Consider the following 17540-nt stretch of genomic DNA (forward strand, 5'->3'; position numbering starts at 1 on the left):
GTCCGTCCCGCCCCACCCATATCCGCCCCCGCCCCATGATGACATGGGACAGGCGCACCGGGCAGGGGCAGGCCTGACAGCGACTGTCATTCCTCATGCCATTGGCGACGTCATTGTGGCGCATCATCTTTGTGCGAGGGAAAAGGATCGCGGCGCATATCTGCATTCCACCCATCGCATTCATGCACCGTCCGCACCGGGGCGTGCAATGCGGTACCCCGCGCGCACCATCGCCACGGCCACCATGCATGACAGCAGGCGCGTGGACAGGGAATCCGCCCGGCTGGTCAGGACCACGGGCACACGCGCGCCGATCACGATACCCGCCGCCTGCGCACCACCGAGGAAGGTCATCTGCTTTGCCAGGATATTGCCTGCCTCCAGATCCGGCACGATCAGGATGTCGGCCTGCCCCCCGATGGGCGAACGCACGCCCTTGCACCGCGCGGCCTCGGCACTCAGGGCGTTATCGAGTGCAAGCGGCCCGTCCACGATGCCGCCGGTGATCTGTCCCCTGTCCGCCATTTTACAGATGATGGCCGCATCCAGCGTGGATTGCAGGCCGGGATTGACCGTCTCCACCGCCGACAGCAGCGCCACGCGCGGGCAGGCAATGCCCAGTATGTGCGCAAGGTCGATCGCATTGCGCACGATATCGCGCCGCACGTCGAGGTCAGGCGCAATGTTGACCGCGCCATCGCTGACGAACAGCGGCCGCCCCACACCCGGCAGGTCCAGGATGTAGGCATGGCTCATCCACCGTTCGGTACGCAGGCCGCTGTCATGGTGGCCGATTTCATGCAGGTAAACACGTGAATGCAGCGCGCCCTTCATCAGGATCGCAACCTCCCCCTCACGGGCCATGCGGACGCCAGCCTGCGCGGCCTGCGTATCATCGGCGGCATCGACAAGGCGGCAGGCCGAAATATCGAGGGATTCTTCGCGTGCGATGGCGCGAATCCGCCCGACAGGCCCGATCAGGACAGGTTTCGCAAGATCACGCCGCAACAGTTCGCACGCGGCACGCAGCGCGATGGCACTGCAGGGATAGACAATTCCCACCGGCATTGGCGCCACACCGCGCAACGTGGCGGCCAGGCGGTCAAAGAAATGCAGGCCGGACGCGGATGCAGACCCAGAGGATGCTGGCACAGAAGCAGATATGGCGGCAGATATGGGGGCAGGCGTCGTGGCGGACGTCGTCATGGATTTTCCCAGCAGGTCGGACACTTCAGTAACCTCCCCTCCTTGCCACAGACACAGGGGGGGCCTGCGCATCATCTTTGCGCGACCGCGGGGGCCAGGTCATCGCCCGCCGCGTGACATCCCCGCGCCCATTGGGCAAGCTGCCGCCAACACGGCCCGCATCGCGGGCTTCCCTATCCTGGATGAACAAGTCAGGAGTTCTTTCCATGTCCCTTCTGATCGGCTTTATCGGCTTTGGCGCCATGGCCAGCCGCATGGGCGCGAACCTGCGCAAGGCGGGATACCGCATCGTGGCCTATACCCCCTCGGGCAGGGGCGGCGATGGCGACGTGACATTCCTGCCCACCCCACGCGCGCTGGCCGCCGATGCCAACATCGTCATCGCCTGCGTTCCCGATGACGAAGCGCTGGAACAATCCATGTCCGGCCCCGACGGCGTGCTTGCGGGCATGAAGGCTGGCGGCCTGCTGATCAATACCAGTTCGGTCGCCCCAGAAACCTCCATCGCGCTGGCAGCGCAGGCGGCGGCAGGCGGGATTACCGTACTCGACGCGCCCGTGGCAGGCAGCACGCCAGAGGCCGAATCCGCCAATCTTGTCATCCTTGTCGGGGGGGATGCGGCTGACGTCGCGCGGGCGCAGCCCATCTTTGACGCCATCGGGCGGCTGACGATCCATGCCGGGCCATCAGGCAGCGGGTCAAAGCTGAAACTGGTCATCAACGGCATCATGGGGGCGACCCTGTCAGTCGTGGCCGAAGGCGTGGCCTATGGGCTGGCCAGCGGCCTGGAACGCGACATGCTGTTTGACGCGCTTGATGCCGTGCCGGTCATCTCCCCACATCACAAGCGCAAGCTGAAAGCCGCGAAAGCGGGGGATTTCAGCCCGCAGTTTCCCACACGCCTGATGCAGAAGGACATGCGCCTGCTGCTGACGGATGCGGCGCGTCAGATGGCCCCGATGCCCGCGACGGCGGCGGCGACACAATCGCTGAGCCTGACGCGGCGCCGGTATGCGGACAAGGATTATTCCGCCCTGTTCGCCATCATGGAAACCATGGTCGCCAACGACGCAACACCGTAAACATCTTTAGCACCAGCCAGAAGCTGTTTGAAAAGTCAGGCTTGATAACATCCTGAAACCATAAATGTTTTTGATGAAGCTTTTTCCAAAAAGCTTCAGAAGACGCCGCCTTTCTGAAAAAAGGCGGCGTCCAGAAACTGTTCCTGTTTTCTATCAAGGATGTGTTTTCAAACTAAAATGAGGTGGCCCCTTATGCAGCGTCCACCCCAAACCTTCTGCACGCTCACACCCGCCCGCGCGCCATCGCGACCATGACCGCCAGCCGGTCGCCAATGCCGCGCGCGCCACCGTCATCTCCTCCATCCGCCCGCAGGTCACGCCGCCCCAGCACGGCCGGCAGGGCGGCAGGCAGGACCGTGCGCGGCAGGCGTGGCGCAATCGTCAGGGCGCGGGCATGGAATGCCGCCCCTTCGGCACGCAGCAGGGCATGCAGCGCCGCCCTCTGTCCGGCGGTGGCCGCCCCATCGCGCAGGCCATCACGTTCCAGCCCCACGGCGTCAAGCGCCACATCCGGCAGCGGGCACCGTCCCGAACGCAGCACCGCCCCCAGATGCCGCGCCAGTGCGCCCGCGCCATAAACCGCACCCAGTTCCGCCACCGCATCGCACGCCACATCGTCGCGAGGGTCCAGCACCTCCGCCATTGCACGCTGCACCCCACCGGCCCCCGCGCGCATATTGGCGCGCCACGCGGGCCAGTCAGGCAACCCGTCGAGTTCACATTCACGCGCATCGACAATGCCACGCACGGTATCCGCCCGCACCGCGCCACATGCCAGCAGGTCCACCAGGGCAATGGCCACCGGGTGGCGTTGCGGGTCGCCCCCGTCAATGACGTCACGCCACCATTGCAGGCGGATCATCCCCGCGATCGGCCCCGCCACCGCCCAGGAGACAGGAGTCGAAAGCGCGCGAACACACTCGTGATTAAAGGCAACCAGCGTCATCGCCGCCTCCCGCGCGGGGGCGGGCACAAACAGCGCGCACAGGAAACGGTCCGGGTCGAAACGTCGCGCAATCGCGCCACATTCAGACAGGCCATCGGTGGAATGTTCTGCATCCCGGGTCGGGGTCATGACGTTAGGGGTCCATGCGTTACGATACGCCCGCGCCGAGGCGTGTGACTTGACGCACCCGCCGCGCGCCCATAGCTGTTTAGGGGTAGCGGTGCGATACCGCCTTTTGCAATCGCCAGGAGAATGTTCATGGCTTTCGAATTGCCCTCCCTCCCCTTCGCTTACAATGCCCTTGCCGCGCGCGGCATGTGCCAGGAAACGCTTGAACTGCACCATGACAAGCATCATCAGGCCTATGTGACGGCGCTGAACGGCTTTGTCGAATCCAAGCCCGCGCTGCAGGGCAAGTCGCTGGAGGAAATCATCCTGGCGGTAAAGGGTGATCCGGCACAGGCCCCCGTGTTCAACAATGCGGGACAGCATTGGAACCACATCCTGTTCTGGCAGAACCTGTCGCCCACGGGTGGCGCGATTCCCGATTCCGTATCCAAGAAGCTGGTTGAGGATTTCGGCAGCATCGAAAAGTTCAAGGCCGATTTCAAGGCCGCCGCCGCGTCACAGTTCGGGTCGGGCTGGGCCTGGCTGGTGCTTGGCCCCGACGGCAAGCTTGCGGTGACGAAGACGGCCAATGGCTCCAACCCGCTGGCCGAAGGCCAGGGCAAGGTGCTGCTTGGCCTCGACGTGTGGGAACACTCCTACTACCTCGACTTCCGCAACCGTCGCCCTGACTATATCGTCAACTACCTCGACAAGCTGGCGAATTATGAATTCGCCGAAGCGCAGCTCAAGGCCGCGTAAGGCATCACGCCAATTGCCGGGATGGCCCCCGGGCCACCCCCAGGAAACCCGGCCGTGCATGCGGCCGGGTTTTTTCGTCTTGCCAGATGGCATGTGCCCCCTATGGCCCGCCATCCCGCCGCTTCCATAAAGGTTTATGCCAAGACATTGCCAAAGGGCTTTACAGAAGACATCACCTTTTGAAAAAAGTGACGGTCGGAACCTTCTGTTTTTTAGCAATGGCTTGTTTTCCGACGACCTTTGACCCACTGACGTGCCTTCTCCATGGCACGAGCCGCAGGACCGCGAGATGACCCTTCATTCATGGTGGCTGTTTTCCGTCGCCGTCTTCCTCCTGTGCGCCATTCCCGGCCCCAACATGCTGCATGTGCTGACACGCAGCGTCCATTTCGGGGTTCGGCGCACCACTGCCGCCATGGCGGGGTGCCTGCTTGCGCTGCTTGTGGCACTTGGCGCCTCCGCCGCGGGCCTCAGCGCGGCACTCGCCGCATCGCCCAAGCTGTTTGGCGTCCTGCGTGTGGCCGGGGCATGTTACCTTGTTTTCCTCGGGATCAAGGCATGGCGGGCGGATGCGGGCACACCGCCGCCACAAGGGGACGGGCAAGGAGACGGGCAGGCCATGGCGGACATGACATCGGACGCCATATCCGCCGCAACACCCGACCCTGCGGGCACAACCACGTTCGCCCTGTTTCGCGGCGGGTTCCTTGTGGCGATCAGCAATCCCAAGCTGTTGCTGTTCGCGGCTGCATTCTTCCCACAGTTCATCAATCCCGCCGCCCCGCGCCTGGGCCAGTTTTCCATCCTTGTCGCGACATTCGCCACGATCGAGACGGCATGGTACATGATCTATGCACTGGGGGGCCGCAAGATGGCGGCCTATCTGGAGCGCCCGACACTGAAGCGGGCATTCAACCGGATCACCGGGGGCATTTTCATCGGTTTTGGCGCGATCCTGCTGCGCGCCCGCGCCTGATTGGTCCCGGTCGGCCCACAGCGAGATTGACCGCAACAGGCCTGCTGCACACAGCATGATCGGCTGGAATGACATTTTTCTGGTGAGGATCTGTTTCAGACCAGTCCTCACCAGGATGTTGCCTTTCCGCAAACGGCAACATCAGAACTTTTTACAGTGCATCAAGGGGGGGTCTTACTCCTCCCCTCAATCCTTCTTGGCCGGGGTCGCGTCGTTGGCTGGGGTTGCGACACTGGTGATGACGGTGCTGATGGTATCGCGCAGGACCGTCACACGCACGTTGGGGGCAAGTTCGACCTCGACCTCGTTCGAACCCTCGCTCACTTTCTGGACAACGGCGATGATCCCGCCTGCCGTCAGCACCCGGTCGCCCCGACGCAGGGCGGAAAGCTGGCTGCGCAACTGCTTCTGCTTGACCTGCTGCGGGCGGATCAGCAGAAAATAGAAAATACCGAACATCGCGACATAAGGCAGGATGGACATCAGCCCTTCGGCGCTGAATCCACCGCCTCCGGCCGATTGGGCATAGGCTGGGGTCGTCAGGAAATTGTCAAAAAGAGAGCGCATGGGCAGCTTTCCGGCATGATACAGGTTGGAACGGGTTGCAGGGTTGCGATGCGGACCATAGTTTTCGCCTGTTTCCCGTCAAGGCGTCACTTCGCCATTGCATATGGTCCGACGCGCTCCGGATACCAGTCAGCATATGCTGTCGCCCCTTGTCCAAGACCCAGGATCGACGATGGATTCCAACCTGCTTCCCCTCCTTGAACGGATCGCCTCCGCGCTGGAGCGCCTCTCGCCACCGGCGCCCAGCCTTGGCGGCCTCGAAACTGCCGATGCCTTCATCTGGCATCCCGCGCTGGGGCGCCTGTCTCCCGTGGCGCATGTGGCGCATGTCGATATCGGCCTGCTGCGCGGGGTGGAACGCCAGCGCAACATGCTGCTGGAAAATACGCGGCATTTCGCGCAGGGACTGCCCGCCAACAACGCCATGCTGTGGGGCGCGCGCGGCATGGGCAAATCATCACTGGTCAAGGCGGCGCACGCACAGGCCAACATGGTGGATGGAAAACCCGCCCCCCGGGGCGCAGGTCGCGTGGCGCTGGTGGAAATCCAGCGCGAGGACCTGTCCACCCTGCCCGAACTGCTTGCCCTGCTGCGGGAGAGTTCGCGGCGGTTCATCGTCTTTTGCGATGACCTGTCATTCGAACGCGAAGATGCGGATTACAAGGCGCTGAAATCCGTGCTGGACGGTGGTATCGCGGGACGTCCGGCCAACGTCCTGTTCTATGCCACATCGAACCGCCGCCACCTGATGCCGCGCGAGATGATCGAGAACGAAAGTTCAACCGCCATCAACACCGCCGAAGCGACAGAGGAGAAGGTCTCACTTTCCGACCGGTTCGGACTGTGGATCGGTTTTCACAACTGCGCGCAGGATACGTTCATGGACATGGTGCGTGGATATGCGCGCGAACGTCACCTGCCGATCGACGATGTCGATCTGGTGCGCCGCGCCAATGCATGGTCACTGTCGCGCGGTGGCCGGTCGGGCCGTGTCGCGTTCCAGTTCATCGAGGACCTGACGGCGGAACTTTCCACCCAAGAATGATCCAGCACATGGACCGCCCCGCGACCACGCGCCATGATGGTGCGCCGGGACGGTCCCCACCGCCCCATGCCAACACAAGGTCGCACCCCCATCACGGGACAGGAGGATATGTGACAAAGTATGAGTGTGCGGAACCATTTATGCTTCCCGTGAAAAACATCCTTATATACCGTGATGGATATACCTGACCGTATCGGTTGACAGAGCAACGCCACCTGGGATTCCTGGCATGTCCGATTGCCACGGCCATCTTCAAAATCAAGAGAGACAATGGACAAATTGCTATCGTCAGACAGCATGCCGCCCCTGACCACAGGCCGACGCGACCTGCGTCGCATCCATGCGCATCCTGACAACTGGTACCCCGTTGCATGGTCGCGCGAACTGCGTCCGGGCAAGACAATCGGAACACGTTACGCGGGCCTGCCCATCGCGCTGGTGCGCCCACGCGAGGGGGGGAGCGTCTTTGCGCTGGAGGATCGCTGCGCCCACCGTCAGGTGCCCCTGAGCAAGGGCACCGTCAAGGGAGACTCGGTGCAATGCTGCTATCACGGCTGGGCCTATGGCCGGTCGGGACGCTGCATCGACGTTCCCTATCTCGGCAAGGGCAAGCTGCCGAACGGGGTGCGCACCTATCCGTGCCGTGAACAGGACGGGCTGATCTTCATCTTCCCCGGCGACCCGGAAAAAGCGCAGGACCAGGCCCTGCCGCAACTGGCGCAGGTCGCGAACCCGGCCTACAAGACACGCCGCTTTGGCCGTACCATCAAATGCCACTACAGCTTCATGCATGAAAACCTGATGGATATGAACCACCAGTTCATGCACATGAAGCAGATGGGCGAGATGAAGCCCCGCTTCCTGGGGCAGGAACGCACCGCAAACATGGTGGAGGCGCGTTACAGCTTTGCGCGCACGGGCGGCAAGCAGCCGATTGGCGAGGCACTGATTTTCGGGCAGAAGCGCGACAACAGCGACAAGTACGCACATCGCGACGTCATGACGATCCGCACCGTCTATCCCCACCAGACGCTGTCGATTCGCACGGGCGACAACGACCCGGTCATGGACCTGTGGATTTCCTATGTCCCGCAGGATGCGCAACAGTTGACCAACCGCGTCTTTGGCCTGTTGTCGATCAAGCGTCCGGGCATACCGGGGCTGCTTGACCTTGCATGGCCGTTCCTGACCGCCTTTACCGAACGGATCTTCCGCGAGGACCGCGAAATCGTGGAGATGGAGCAGGAGGCATGGAACGAACAGGGCGGCGATCGCAATCAGGAAATCTTTCCCGTGATCTGCAACCTGCGCGCGCTTCTGGCTGAATGCGGGCTGCCGGCCGAGGATGACACCCCCGCGCCCGCCGCGCCACAGGCCAGCAGATGACAGCCGGCGAACAGTCACGATTTGCAGGCACGGCGCTGGAGGCGGGGGACTACCTCCTGCGTGAGGTCAAGGCCGCCGATGCACCGGTCATGCATCGCCTGATCAATGACTGGAGCGTGGTGCGCATGCTCAGCCGCGTGCCGTTTCCCTATTCACGGGAACTGACGGATGAATGGATCGCCTCCACCATCGCACAGTCACGCGACGGCACGGCCTATCACTTCGCCATCACCTGCCCGCAGGCGGCAAACCCGGACGAACTGATCGGCTGTCTCGGGCTCAGGATCGACCACGCCAACCGTTCGGGCACCCTGGGCTATTGGGTGGCGCGCACGCACTGGAACCGCAAGGTGGCGTCCACCACGGCAGGACGGCTGGCACGGTGGGCCATGGCCAACCTGCCGGTTGAACGGCTGACGGCGGCGGTGGCATATGACAACCATCCCTCCATCGCCGTGCTGCGTCGCATCGGCTTTCGCGAAATCGGGACAGGCCATCAGGAATTCGTCTCCCGCGGGGGGGAATATCCCGTCCTGTGCTTTGAGGCACGCCATGCCGACCTGTCGGGTACCGGCACGTCGCCCGACACCGGGGAGGACAACCAGACGCGACGGAAGAAAAGCGTACTGGTCGCGGCTGTCGCCCTGGTCGATACGGACGGGCGTATCCTGCTGGCGCGACGGCCAGAGGGGAAATCCATGGCTGGCCTGTGGGAATTCCCCGGCGGCAAGGTAGAGCCGGGTGAAACACCAGAGGTCGCGTTGATCCGCGAACTTGACGAGGAGCTGGGCATCGATGTCGCCCGCTCCTGCCTGGCGCCATTTACCTTTGTTTCCCACGATTACGGGCATTTCCACCTTCTGATGCCGCTTTATGTCTGTCACCGGTGGAAAAACACTCCCACCCCGCGGGAGGGGCAGACCCTGGAATGGGTTGCGGCCAACCGCCTGCATGAATATGCCATGCCCGATGCGGACAAGCCGCTGGTCCCGCTGCTGCGCGATCTTGTCTGATCCACCCTGCGGCTGTGAGGCATCTGAGAGACTGTTTGAAAACAAGCCGTTGATAAAAAATAAGAAAAGTTTTTTGGGTGCTGCCTTTTTTTAAAAAAGGCAGCGTCTTTCGAAGCTTTTCAGGATCTGTTTGGAATTAAGTTTTCTAAAGGACCCAGATGGCTTCGTATTCTTTGCTTTTTGATCTTTGCCAGGTCTTTGTACAAGCAAAAAGGGAGTGCCGAGGCACTCCCTTTCGCATGGAATCAGTCTGTCTTGATCTGAGGATCAGTGCAGGATGATTTCGACGCGGCGGTTCTGGGGCTCACGCGTGTCGGGTCCGGTCGGGACCAGCGGGTGCGCTTCGCCATAGCCGTGGATGTCGATGGCGTTTGCGGGCACGCCGTCACGGATCAGTTCAGCCTTCACGCTGTCTGCGCGACGCATGGACAGGCCCATGTTGTACTTCTCGCCGCGCGGGCCGGGATGGGCTGCCGAGTTATCGGTATAGCCATTGACCTCGATGCGGGTGGTCTGAACGTGTGTGGATGCCTGTGCGGCTTCGGCCACGATTTCACGCGCACGACCGGTAAGGGCTGCGCCGTCCCAGTCAAAGAAGACGAGGTAGGTGCGTGCCGCGGTCGGTGCGGGCGGGGCCACGGTGGGGGCCGGCGGCGGCGGCGGCGGCGCGTTGTTGAACGCGTAGCGGACACCGACGATGAACTGGTGGTTGAAGCGATGGTCGAAGCTTGCGTGACCGTCACCCGCCGTGAAGTTGCCCATGGTGAAGGACTGCGGCTGACCGATCATGCGGTATTCGGTGGTCATCTGCAGGCCCGGGACGCCGGGGATGTCATAGGCCGCACCGACGATACCCTGGTAGGCGAAGCCGCCCTTGGTGCCGCTCATGCTGCGTGCGCCGCCGGGGTTGTTGCCGCCGATGGTGGCGTCATGCACGCCCTGCCACAGATAGCCCGCGCCGACACCGACGAACGGCGTGACGGGGACGTCGATGCTGAACAGACGCTTCAGGTCGATGTCATACAGCACGTTGACGAAACCGCCATAGGAGCGGTCGGAGCCCTTGTCGCCACGGCTCTTGCTGTAGATTTCGGACCAGTTGTAATCGCCCTCGACCTCGGCGCGCAGGCCGTTACCGAAGCCCCAGCCAACCGCGCCGAAGCCGGTCCAGCCGTGACGGTGCCCGACCTTTTCACGGCCCGGTTCCGTGCCGCCATCAGTGTCGGCAAAGTGGCCGTGCTGGGTCTGGGTGAGGTTGTAGCCACCCCCGATATCAACATACGGACCGGTGATCGTCGTGGCCATCGAAGCCGCCGGAGCAGCAGCCATCAGGGTCGTTGCCAGTAACGCCGTGCGAAGACGCATATTTTCGTCCTTCCTTAAGACTCGTTCTTTATAATCGTGCCGCCGGGATGCGTGCGGTCGCTAATCAGCTTCTTGCGTAACATCCTATACCGCTATCGGTTTCGTTTTAGAAACCCATCAGTTTGGCAGGGCTGATATTACACTTATAATGTGTATACATACTATATTATAATGAATTGATAATAAAGGATAATTTAAAGAATTTTTGCTTTGTTTCCCGAATGTTGCACGGGATGACGGATGGGTTTTCTTCGTGCGTGGCCATAATAACACAATGGCTAGCACCGGATTCTATGGCGACTTGTCTTTTTCACCAAGGAGATGGCGGACTCCATTTGGCTCCATGGTGGCGGGCCTGTCACCCGATGATGTCCCGCTTGCCACAGGTGGCGTCATGTCTGGGCGGGCATGTTGGAAGACATGTTTGCGGCTGATGTGAAAATTGGCGGTCATGCCGCTGAGCGCCCCTGCGGCCAGCGCAAGCACGGGATAGAGTCGACAGGTTGCCGACAGGTGGAACAGCACGAAAACACAGCCCCGGTTCAGGCAGAACCCCACCGTGTTTCCCGCCATGAATCGTGCCCACTGATGCAGGAAATGGTGTCTGTTACCCCGGTTGCGAAAGGTCCACAGCCGGTTACACCACCAGTTTGAGGATGCAGCGACAAAATACGCAATGATGGCGGCACAGCCCAGCCCCACAAGCGGACGCAGCGCGTAGACGGCGGCTGTGTCCCATCCAAGGCCCAGCGCCCCGACAATCCCGAAACGCAGGAATTGAAAAATGGGCGCGCGACCGCTGTCATGTGTCGCAGCGCAATCCGTTCTTTTCCGCATGCCTACGCAACTTGGTTGGTCATCATGATGCCTGTACAAGCAAAAAGGGAGTGCCGAGGCACTCCCTTTCGCATGGAATCAGTCTGTCTGATCTGAGGATCAGTGCAGGATGATTTCGACGCGGCGGTTCTGGGGCTCACGCGTGTCGGGTCCGGTCGGGACCAGCGGGTGCGCTTCGCCATAGCCATGGATGTCGATGGCGTTGGCAGGCACGCCGTCACGGATCAGTTCAGCCTTCACGCTGTCTGCGCGACGCATGGACAGGCCCATGTTGTACTTCTCGCCGCGCGGGCCGGGATGGGCTGCCGAGTTATCGGTATAGCCATTGACCTCGATGCGGGTGGTCTGGACGTGTGTGGATGCCTGTGCGGCTTCGGCCACGATTTCACGCGCACGACCGGTAAGGGCTGCGCCATCCCAGTCAAAGAAGACGAGGTAGGTGCGTGCCGCGGTCGGTGCGGGCGGGGCCACGGTGGGGGCCGGCGGCGGCGGCGGCGGCGCGTTGTTGAACGCGTAGCGGACACCGACGATGAACTGGTGGTTGAAGCGATGGTCGAAGCTTGCGTGACCGTCACCCGCCGTGAAGTTGCCCATGGTGAAGGACTGCGGCTGACCGATCATGCGGTATTCGGTGGTCATCTGCAGGCCCGGGACGCCGGGGATGTCATAGGCCGCACCGACGATACCCTGGTAGGCGAAGCCGCCCTTGGTGCCGCTCATGCTGCGTGCGCCGCCGGGGTTGTTGCCGCCGATGGTGGCGTCATGCACGCCCTGCCACAGATAGCCCGCGCCGACACCGACGAACGGCGTGACGGGGACGTCGATGCTGAACAGACGCTTCAGGTCGATGTCATACAGCACGTTGACGAAACCGCCATAGGAGCGGTCGGAGCCCTTGTCGCCACGGCTCTTGCTGTAGATTTCGGACCAGTTGTAATCGCCCTCGACCTCGGCGCGCAGGCCGTTACCGAAGCCCCAGCCAACCGCGCCGAAGCCGGTCCAGCCGTGACGGTGCCCGACCTTTTCACGGCCCGGTTCCGTGCCGCCATCAGTATCGGCAAAGTGGCCGTGCTGGGTCTGGGTGAGGTTGTAGCCACCCCCGATATCAACATACGGACCGGTGATCGTCGTGGCCATCGAAGCCGCCGGAGCAGCAGCCATCAGGGTCGTTGCCAGTAACGCCGTGCGAAGACGCATATTCTCGTCCTTAAAAAATGAAGTGTCAGAACTTCATGGAGTCTCAAAGGGATGAGGCGCGTCCCAACTGAGCAGGATGCACAGACACATCATCCGTTAATCTTTTCTGAGTGTGAGATAGCCTTTCTCGGGGGGGATGAGAAGGGACGTTTCACCGTATCGGGATGAGTGTGGCAAAAAAAGCACAAAATCCTAAAGATACTGTGAGGTATGATTTTATTTTTTCTTTTGTTAAAAAGGAGATATCGCGAAATGTCTCTGAAATCTTATAAATTTCATCCTGACCCTGGATGGGAATGTATGAGGAACAGTATGTGATGTTTCTGCCTTATTTTACCGCCGGTTATCTATTGCGGCGGCAGGAATCGGTATCGCCATGAAAAAGGGGCGCCGAAGCGCCCCTTTCCCCCTTTATCAATAATCGTCGCGATATCAGTGCAGGATGATTTCGACGCGGCGATTCTGGGGCTCACGCGTGTCGGGTCCGGTCGGAACCAGCGGGTGCGCTTCGCCATAGCCCTGGATGTCGATGGCGTTGGCAGGCACGCCGTCACGGATCAGCTCGGCCTTCACGCTGTTGGCGCGACGCAGGGACAGGCCCATGTTGTACTGCTGCCCACGGGGACCGGGCTGCGCTGCCGAGTTATCGGTATAGCCATTGACCTCGATGCGGGTGGTCTGGACGTGTGTGGATGCCTGTGCGGCTTCGGCCACGATTTCACGCGCACGACCGGTAAGGGCTGCGCCGTCCCAGTCAAAGAAGACAAGATAGGTGCGTGCCGCGGTCGGTGCGGGCGGGGCCACGGTGGGGGCCGGCGGCGGCGGCGGCGGCGCATGGTTGAATGCATAGCGCACGCCAACGATGAACTGGTGGTTGAAGCGGTGATCGAAATGGACATAGCCATTGCGTTCCGCGTTCCACGGGCTGCCGATGCTGGTCTGGCTGCCTGCGTTGCCCATGGTAAAGGACTGCGGCTGACCGATCATGCGGTATTCGGTGGTCATCTGCAGGCCCGGGACACCGGGGATATCATAGGCCGCGCCGACGATGCCCTGATAGGCAAAGCCCTGGTTGCCGCCCATGTGGCGGACGTTCGCGCTGACGCCACTGATGTTGTAGCCGGTCGAGGTGCTGACATCCTGCCACAGATAGCCCGCACCGACACCGACGAATGGCGTGACGGGAACGTCGATGTTGAACAGGCGCTTCAGGTCGATGTCATACAGGACATTAAGGAACCCGCCATAGGACCGGTCGGAACCGTGGGTGCGGCCGACAAAGGTATTCGCCCCGCCGCCGATCGTTTCACGGTTGATCTGCGACCAGTTGTAATCCCCCTCGATTTCCACGCGCAGCCCGTTGCCAAAGCCCCAGCCCACCCCGCCAAAGCCGGTCCAGCCATTGCCATGGCGCAGGCGGTCGCGTGTCCCGACCTCGTTTTCCTGATGGTTGGGACCACCGTCGCGGTCAACCCCGTGGCCGTGCTGGACCTGGGTGAGGTCATACCCCCCCCCGATCCCGACATAGGGGCCGGTGATTGTCGTGGCCATTGACGCCGCCGGGGCGGCGGCCATCAGGGTCGTTGCCAGTAACGCCGTACGCAGACGCATATTCCCGTCCTTAAACCTGATCGTACGCCTGTGCTTGTGGATACAGGGGGCAGTTCCACCAAGGGCGATACAATGTTGAGCGAATAAAGCTTATGCTTTTCTCTTGCGACGCCAGGGGGAATAGTGCGGGAATATTTCTTTCCAGATCTCCCGTTACGACCCTTGGCGGCTTCGTTTTGAGGGAGACAGGTTGAGATAAGGTAAATACGCACCGGATGATGGCGTGTGGCCCCCATCATCCGGCCGGTTGTTGCATAAACATCACGCCCCGCCCGCCGGGACGGGACATGGGATAGTGATTACGATCAGGGGCGGCAGCCATCCGCGCGCAGTACGTCGGCCACCGCGTCATCGGGCACATCGCGGCAGGTGAATGCCTTGCCAATGCCGCGGACAAGAACAAAGGACAGCCGCCCGTCGCGCATTTTCTTGTCACGCTGCATATGGCGGATCAGGGTGGCGGCGGAAAATGCCTCCCCCGTATCACTGATGCGTGCGGGCATGCCCAGGCGGTCCAGATGTGCGCTTACGCGTTCAAGGTCGGCCTGCGCGCAATATCCCAGCCGCACAGACAGCATGAATGCAAGACGCAGCCCGATCGAGACCCCCTCCCCATGCAACAGCCGTCCGTCATAACCAAGCTCCGCCTCCAGCGCATGGCCAAACGTATGCCCAAGGTTAAGCAGCGCGCGCCCGTTGGTCTTGCGTTCCTCACGTTCATCATCGGCGACGACGGTGGCCTTGAAGGCGCAGGCCCGGCGGATGGCTTCTGCCTGCATGGCCGGGTCGCCCTCCAGTACTGCCTGAGCGTGCCGGTCGCACCATTCGAACAGGTCGGCATCGCCCAGCAGGCCCGATTTCAGGATTTCGGCATATCCGGCGCGGATTTCGCGCGCGGGCAACGTGGTCAGCGCCGTCGTGTCCACCAGGACGGAAAGAGGCTGGTGAAACGCACCAAGCAGGTTTTTGCCAAAGGGCGTGTTGATCCCGGTCTTGCCCCCCACGGACGAATCGACCTGCGACAGCAAGGTGGTCGGGATCTGCACGAATGGCAGGCCACGCAGGGTGGTCGCGGCGGCGAATCCCGTCAGGTCCCCCACGACCCCACCCCCCAGGGCGATGACGGTGGTGCCGCGTTCGACCCCGGCCTCCAGCAGGGCATTGGTGACGCGCCCGTATTCGGACAGCGTCTTTGACCCTTCGCCCGGCGGCACGGTAATGGTCTCGTGCTGGATGCCGGTTTCCTCCAGCCCCGCGTGCAGGGCCGGAAGGTGAAGGGCCGCAACATTCGCGTCGGTGACGATCATGACCCGTTTCTGCGGCAGCAGCGCGGACAGGTGCGCACCCGCGCGACGGATCAGGTCCGTCCCGATCAGCACGTCATAACTGGCACGTTCCAGCTTTACCGGCACCAGCAGGGGGCGGCGTGCGGTGTTGATGGCCCCCAGGACCCGGTCGGCACTGTGCTCCACGTTGTCATCTCCACAATCGACGATAATGTCTGCTTCGGCATAAACGGGATGGCGCTTGCGCATAAGGTCCGACAGGACCGTCGCGGGCGAGTCGACGTTCAATAACGGGCGATGGGTGCGGTCCTGCACACGTTGCAGCAGGACCGGCAACGGGCAGCGCAGCCAGACCGACGTTGCATTTTCACGCATGCACGCGCGGGTGCGCGGGTCCATGAAGGCGCCCCCGCCCGTCGCCAGCACGACCGGCGGTCCCGACAGCAGGCGGCGCAGGACCATGTGTTCGCCCCGGCGGAATTCCGCCTCGCCATATTTCTGGAACAGATCGGCGATGGAACAGCCTGCCGCGCGTTCGATTTCCTCGTCCGAATCCACGAATTCCAGGTTCAGCCGCGCGGCGAGCAGGCGCCCGATGGTGGTCTTTCCCGCCCCCATGAGCCCTACGAGCACGATGCTGCGTCCCTGTGGCATGCTGGGGATGGCATGTCGGCCATGGCCAAGCGCATCAAGGTCGAGGGGGATGAACAGGGGCGTGGCGTCGTTATGCGTGGACGCGGGGTGCGCCGTCGGGGGCGTATCGGATGAAATCGGGCGTGACATGACGCCCAACCTAACATAGAGCGGGAAAAAACGGATAGCGGGGAAGACCGCACGCCGCCAATGCGTGGTCATGGATGGCTTTTCGGGGCGTCACCTTGGTATCTTGCGCATCCTTTGCATGGGGGAAACTGTCATGGGCCGTATTATTGTCGCTGTGTTCGCGGTCGTGCTGCTCTGCATGGTCGGCGGGTTCGTATCGCTGGGTATGTTCCCGCCCGCGCTGGTACAGCAGGACGTGCATCGCGACCTGTCGATGGCAGCGGCCCCTGCCGCGCCGCCGCCCATGGCGATGGCCCCGCCCGCACCTCTGCCGGTCATGCCGCTGGTCAAGCCCACGCCCGCGCCCATGCCCGCGCAATGAGTGCGGATGGCGTCGATGCGTTCCTGGAAATGCTGGCCGCCGAACGTGGGGCCGCGCTTAATACGCTGAAGGCCTATCGCCGCGATCTTGACGACCTCGGCACCGCACTGGCGGTGGAGGGCGCGTCGTTACCGCAGGCATCGGCGCGGCAGCTTGGTGCATATCTTTCGGGTCTGGCGCAGGCCGGGCTTTCGGCGCGGACCCAGGCGCGGCGGCTGTCATGCCTGCGGCAATATTACCTCTTCCTTGTGCGTGAGGGGCGCCGCCCCGACAATCCCGCCAGTATGCTGGAGGCCCCGCGCCTGGGCGCCACGCTGCCGCGGTTCCTGTCCGAAGGGGATGTGGACGCCCTGCTGGCGGCGTGTGTCGCGCGTGCCGATGCCGGCGCGCATGAGGTTCGGCGTATGCTGGTCGCGCGTACCGCGCTTGAAATCCTGTATGCCTCGGGGTTGCGTATTTCGGAACTGCTGTCCCTGCCGCGTGCGGCGTTGGAACGCACGACGGGAATGCTACTTGTGCGGGGGAAAGGGGGGCGCGAACGCATGGTGCCCCTGTCGTCGCGCGCGCGCGACGCGGCCGATGAGCTGATGCGCATGGACCGCCCGTTGCGCAGTATGTTCCTGTTTCCCGGCCGCAACCCGCTGCGTGCCATGACGCGGCAGGGATTCGACCGCATCTTGCATGATGTCGCGCTGAAGGCCGGGCTGGACCCGCAGCGCCTGTCGCCGCATGTGCTGCGCCATTCCTTTGCGACGCATCTGCTTTCGCACGGGGCGGACCTGCGGGCGTTGCAGGTGTTGCTGGGCCATGCCGACATTACCACCACACAGATTTATACCCATGTCCTGACCGAACGGCTGCAAGAGGCACTGCGCCATCATCATCCGTTGTCGGAACATGCCCCCGCCTGATGTGGGGAGGCCCGCATGGCGCCGCCGCCAGCGGTAAAAAATACGCGGGGCAGGAAAAACGCGCGATGATCGGTGCAGAATCTGTTTGGCTGCGCCCCGGC

The 17540-nt window shown here is 62.4% G+C and carries 16 protein-coding genes; 8 read left to right on the top strand and 8 right to left on the bottom strand.

All coding sequences use genetic code 11. The features are described from left to right. Positions 1-180: 180 nt before the first annotated feature. Complete coding sequence (locus FYB92_RS13220) at positions 181-1230, bottom strand: bifunctional enoyl-CoA hydratase/phosphate acetyltransferase (protein WP_231105663.1); 1050 nt, start codon at positions 1228-1230, stop codon at positions 181-183. A gap of 182 nt (positions 1231-1412) precedes the next feature. On the opposite strand from FYB92_RS13220, the gene FYB92_RS13225 reads away from it, so the two are divergent. Continuing rightward, the gene (locus FYB92_RS13225; RefSeq protein WP_247066577.1) at positions 1413-2288 is read left to right on the top strand and encodes an NAD(P)-dependent oxidoreductase; all 876 of its coding nucleotides are present in this window, start codon (positions 1413-1415) and stop codon (positions 2286-2288) included. A 223-nt stretch (positions 2289-2511) separates the two neighbouring features. On the opposite strand, the gene FYB92_RS13230 is transcribed toward FYB92_RS13225, so the two are convergent. Next, on the bottom strand, positions 2512-3363 hold the full coding sequence (locus FYB92_RS13230; protein WP_247066579.1) for a squalene/phytoene synthase family protein: 852 nt from the start codon (positions 3361-3363) through the stop codon (positions 2512-2514). Between the two features lie 129 nt (positions 3364-3492). Here FYB92_RS13230 and FYB92_RS13235 point away from each other — a divergent pair, with 129 nt between their 5' ends. Both FYB92_RS13235 and FYB92_RS13240 read left to right on the top strand, forming a co-directional pair. After that, positions 3493-4101, top strand: a complete 609-nt coding sequence (locus tag FYB92_RS13235; protein WP_040511584.1) for a superoxide dismutase — start codon at positions 3493-3495, stop codon at positions 4099-4101. Between the two features lie 289 nt (positions 4102-4390). Next, the gene (locus tag FYB92_RS13240; protein WP_062808665.1) at positions 4391-5077 is read left to right on the top strand and encodes a LysE family translocator; all 687 of its coding nucleotides are present in this window, start codon (positions 4391-4393) and stop codon (positions 5075-5077) included. A gap of 186 nt (positions 5078-5263) precedes the next feature. Here the strand turns inward: FYB92_RS13240 and yajC are convergent, their stop codons facing one another. Beyond that, positions 5264-5644 carry a preprotein translocase subunit YajC gene (gene yajC / locus FYB92_RS13245; protein WP_003618048.1) on the bottom strand — a complete coding sequence of 127 codons (381 nt, stop codon included), beginning with the start codon at positions 5642-5644 and terminating at the stop codon, positions 5264-5266. A 172-nt stretch (positions 5645-5816) separates the two neighbouring features. On the opposite strand from yajC, the gene FYB92_RS13250 reads away from it, so the two are divergent. The 3 genes from FYB92_RS13250 (at position 5817) to mutT (ending at position 9088) form a co-directional block, all read left to right on the top strand. Next, on the top strand, positions 5817-6689 hold the full coding sequence (locus FYB92_RS13250; RefSeq protein ID WP_247066581.1) for an ATP-binding protein: 873 nt from the start codon (positions 5817-5819) through the stop codon (positions 6687-6689). A gap of 270 nt (positions 6690-6959) precedes the next feature. Further along, a complete protein-coding gene (locus FYB92_RS13255; RefSeq protein ID WP_003618045.1) occupies positions 6960-8075 on the top strand; it encodes an aromatic ring-hydroxylating dioxygenase subunit alpha in 1116 nt (371 codons plus the stop codon). Beyond that, positions 8072-9088, top strand: a complete 1017-nt coding sequence (gene mutT / locus FYB92_RS13260; RefSeq protein ID WP_281432666.1) for an 8-oxo-dGTP diphosphatase MutT — start codon at positions 8072-8074, stop codon at positions 9086-9088. Before FYB92_RS13255 ends, mutT begins: the two co-directional genes overlap by 4 nt. Before the next feature lie 267 nt (positions 9089-9355). Here the strand turns inward: mutT and FYB92_RS13265 are convergent, their stop codons facing one another. The 5 genes from FYB92_RS13265 to aroB all read right to left on the bottom strand — a co-directional run bounded on the left by FYB92_RS13265 (position 9356) and on the right by aroB (position 16167). Then, entirely contained in the window at positions 9356-10453 is a 1098-nt protein-coding gene (locus FYB92_RS13265) for an OmpA family protein (RefSeq protein ID WP_062808662.1), read from the bottom strand. A gap of 291 nt (positions 10454-10744) precedes the next feature. Then, on the bottom strand, positions 10745-11290 hold the full coding sequence (locus FYB92_RS13270; RefSeq protein WP_247066583.1) for a GtrA family protein: 546 nt from the start codon (positions 11288-11290) through the stop codon (positions 10745-10747). Positions 11291-11389: 99 nt separating this feature from the next. Continuing rightward, entirely contained in the window at positions 11390-12487 is a 1098-nt protein-coding gene (locus FYB92_RS13275) for an OmpA family protein (protein ID WP_062808662.1), read from the bottom strand. A gap of 432 nt (positions 12488-12919) precedes the next feature. Then, a complete protein-coding gene (locus FYB92_RS13280; protein ID WP_062808661.1) occupies positions 12920-14098 on the bottom strand; it encodes an OmpA family protein in 1179 nt (392 codons plus the stop codon). Between the two features lie 305 nt (positions 14099-14403). Next, complete coding sequence (gene aroB, locus FYB92_RS13285) at positions 14404-16167, bottom strand: 3-dehydroquinate synthase (RefSeq protein WP_332829019.1); 1764 nt, start codon at positions 16165-16167, stop codon at positions 14404-14406. A 133-nt stretch (positions 16168-16300) separates the two neighbouring features. Between aroB and FYB92_RS13290 the strand changes: the two genes are divergently transcribed. Together FYB92_RS13290 and FYB92_RS13295 are read left to right on the top strand one after the other, a co-directional pair. Beyond that, positions 16301-16528, top strand: coding sequence for a hypothetical protein (locus FYB92_RS13290; RefSeq protein ID WP_050772131.1), 228 nt, complete (start codon positions 16301-16303; stop codon positions 16526-16528). Continuing rightward, positions 16525-17439, top strand: a complete 915-nt coding sequence (locus FYB92_RS13295) for a tyrosine recombinase (protein WP_003618038.1) — start codon at positions 16525-16527, stop codon at positions 17437-17439. Before FYB92_RS13290 ends, FYB92_RS13295 begins: the two co-directional genes overlap by 4 nt. The last annotated feature ends 101 nt before the right edge of the window (positions 17440-17540 follow it).

It is taken from the genome of Novacetimonas sp. GS1 (assembly GCF_036686925.1).
In the GTDB taxonomy this organism is placed as follows: domain Bacteria; phylum Pseudomonadota; class Alphaproteobacteria; order Acetobacterales; family Acetobacteraceae; genus Novacetimonas; species Novacetimonas hansenii.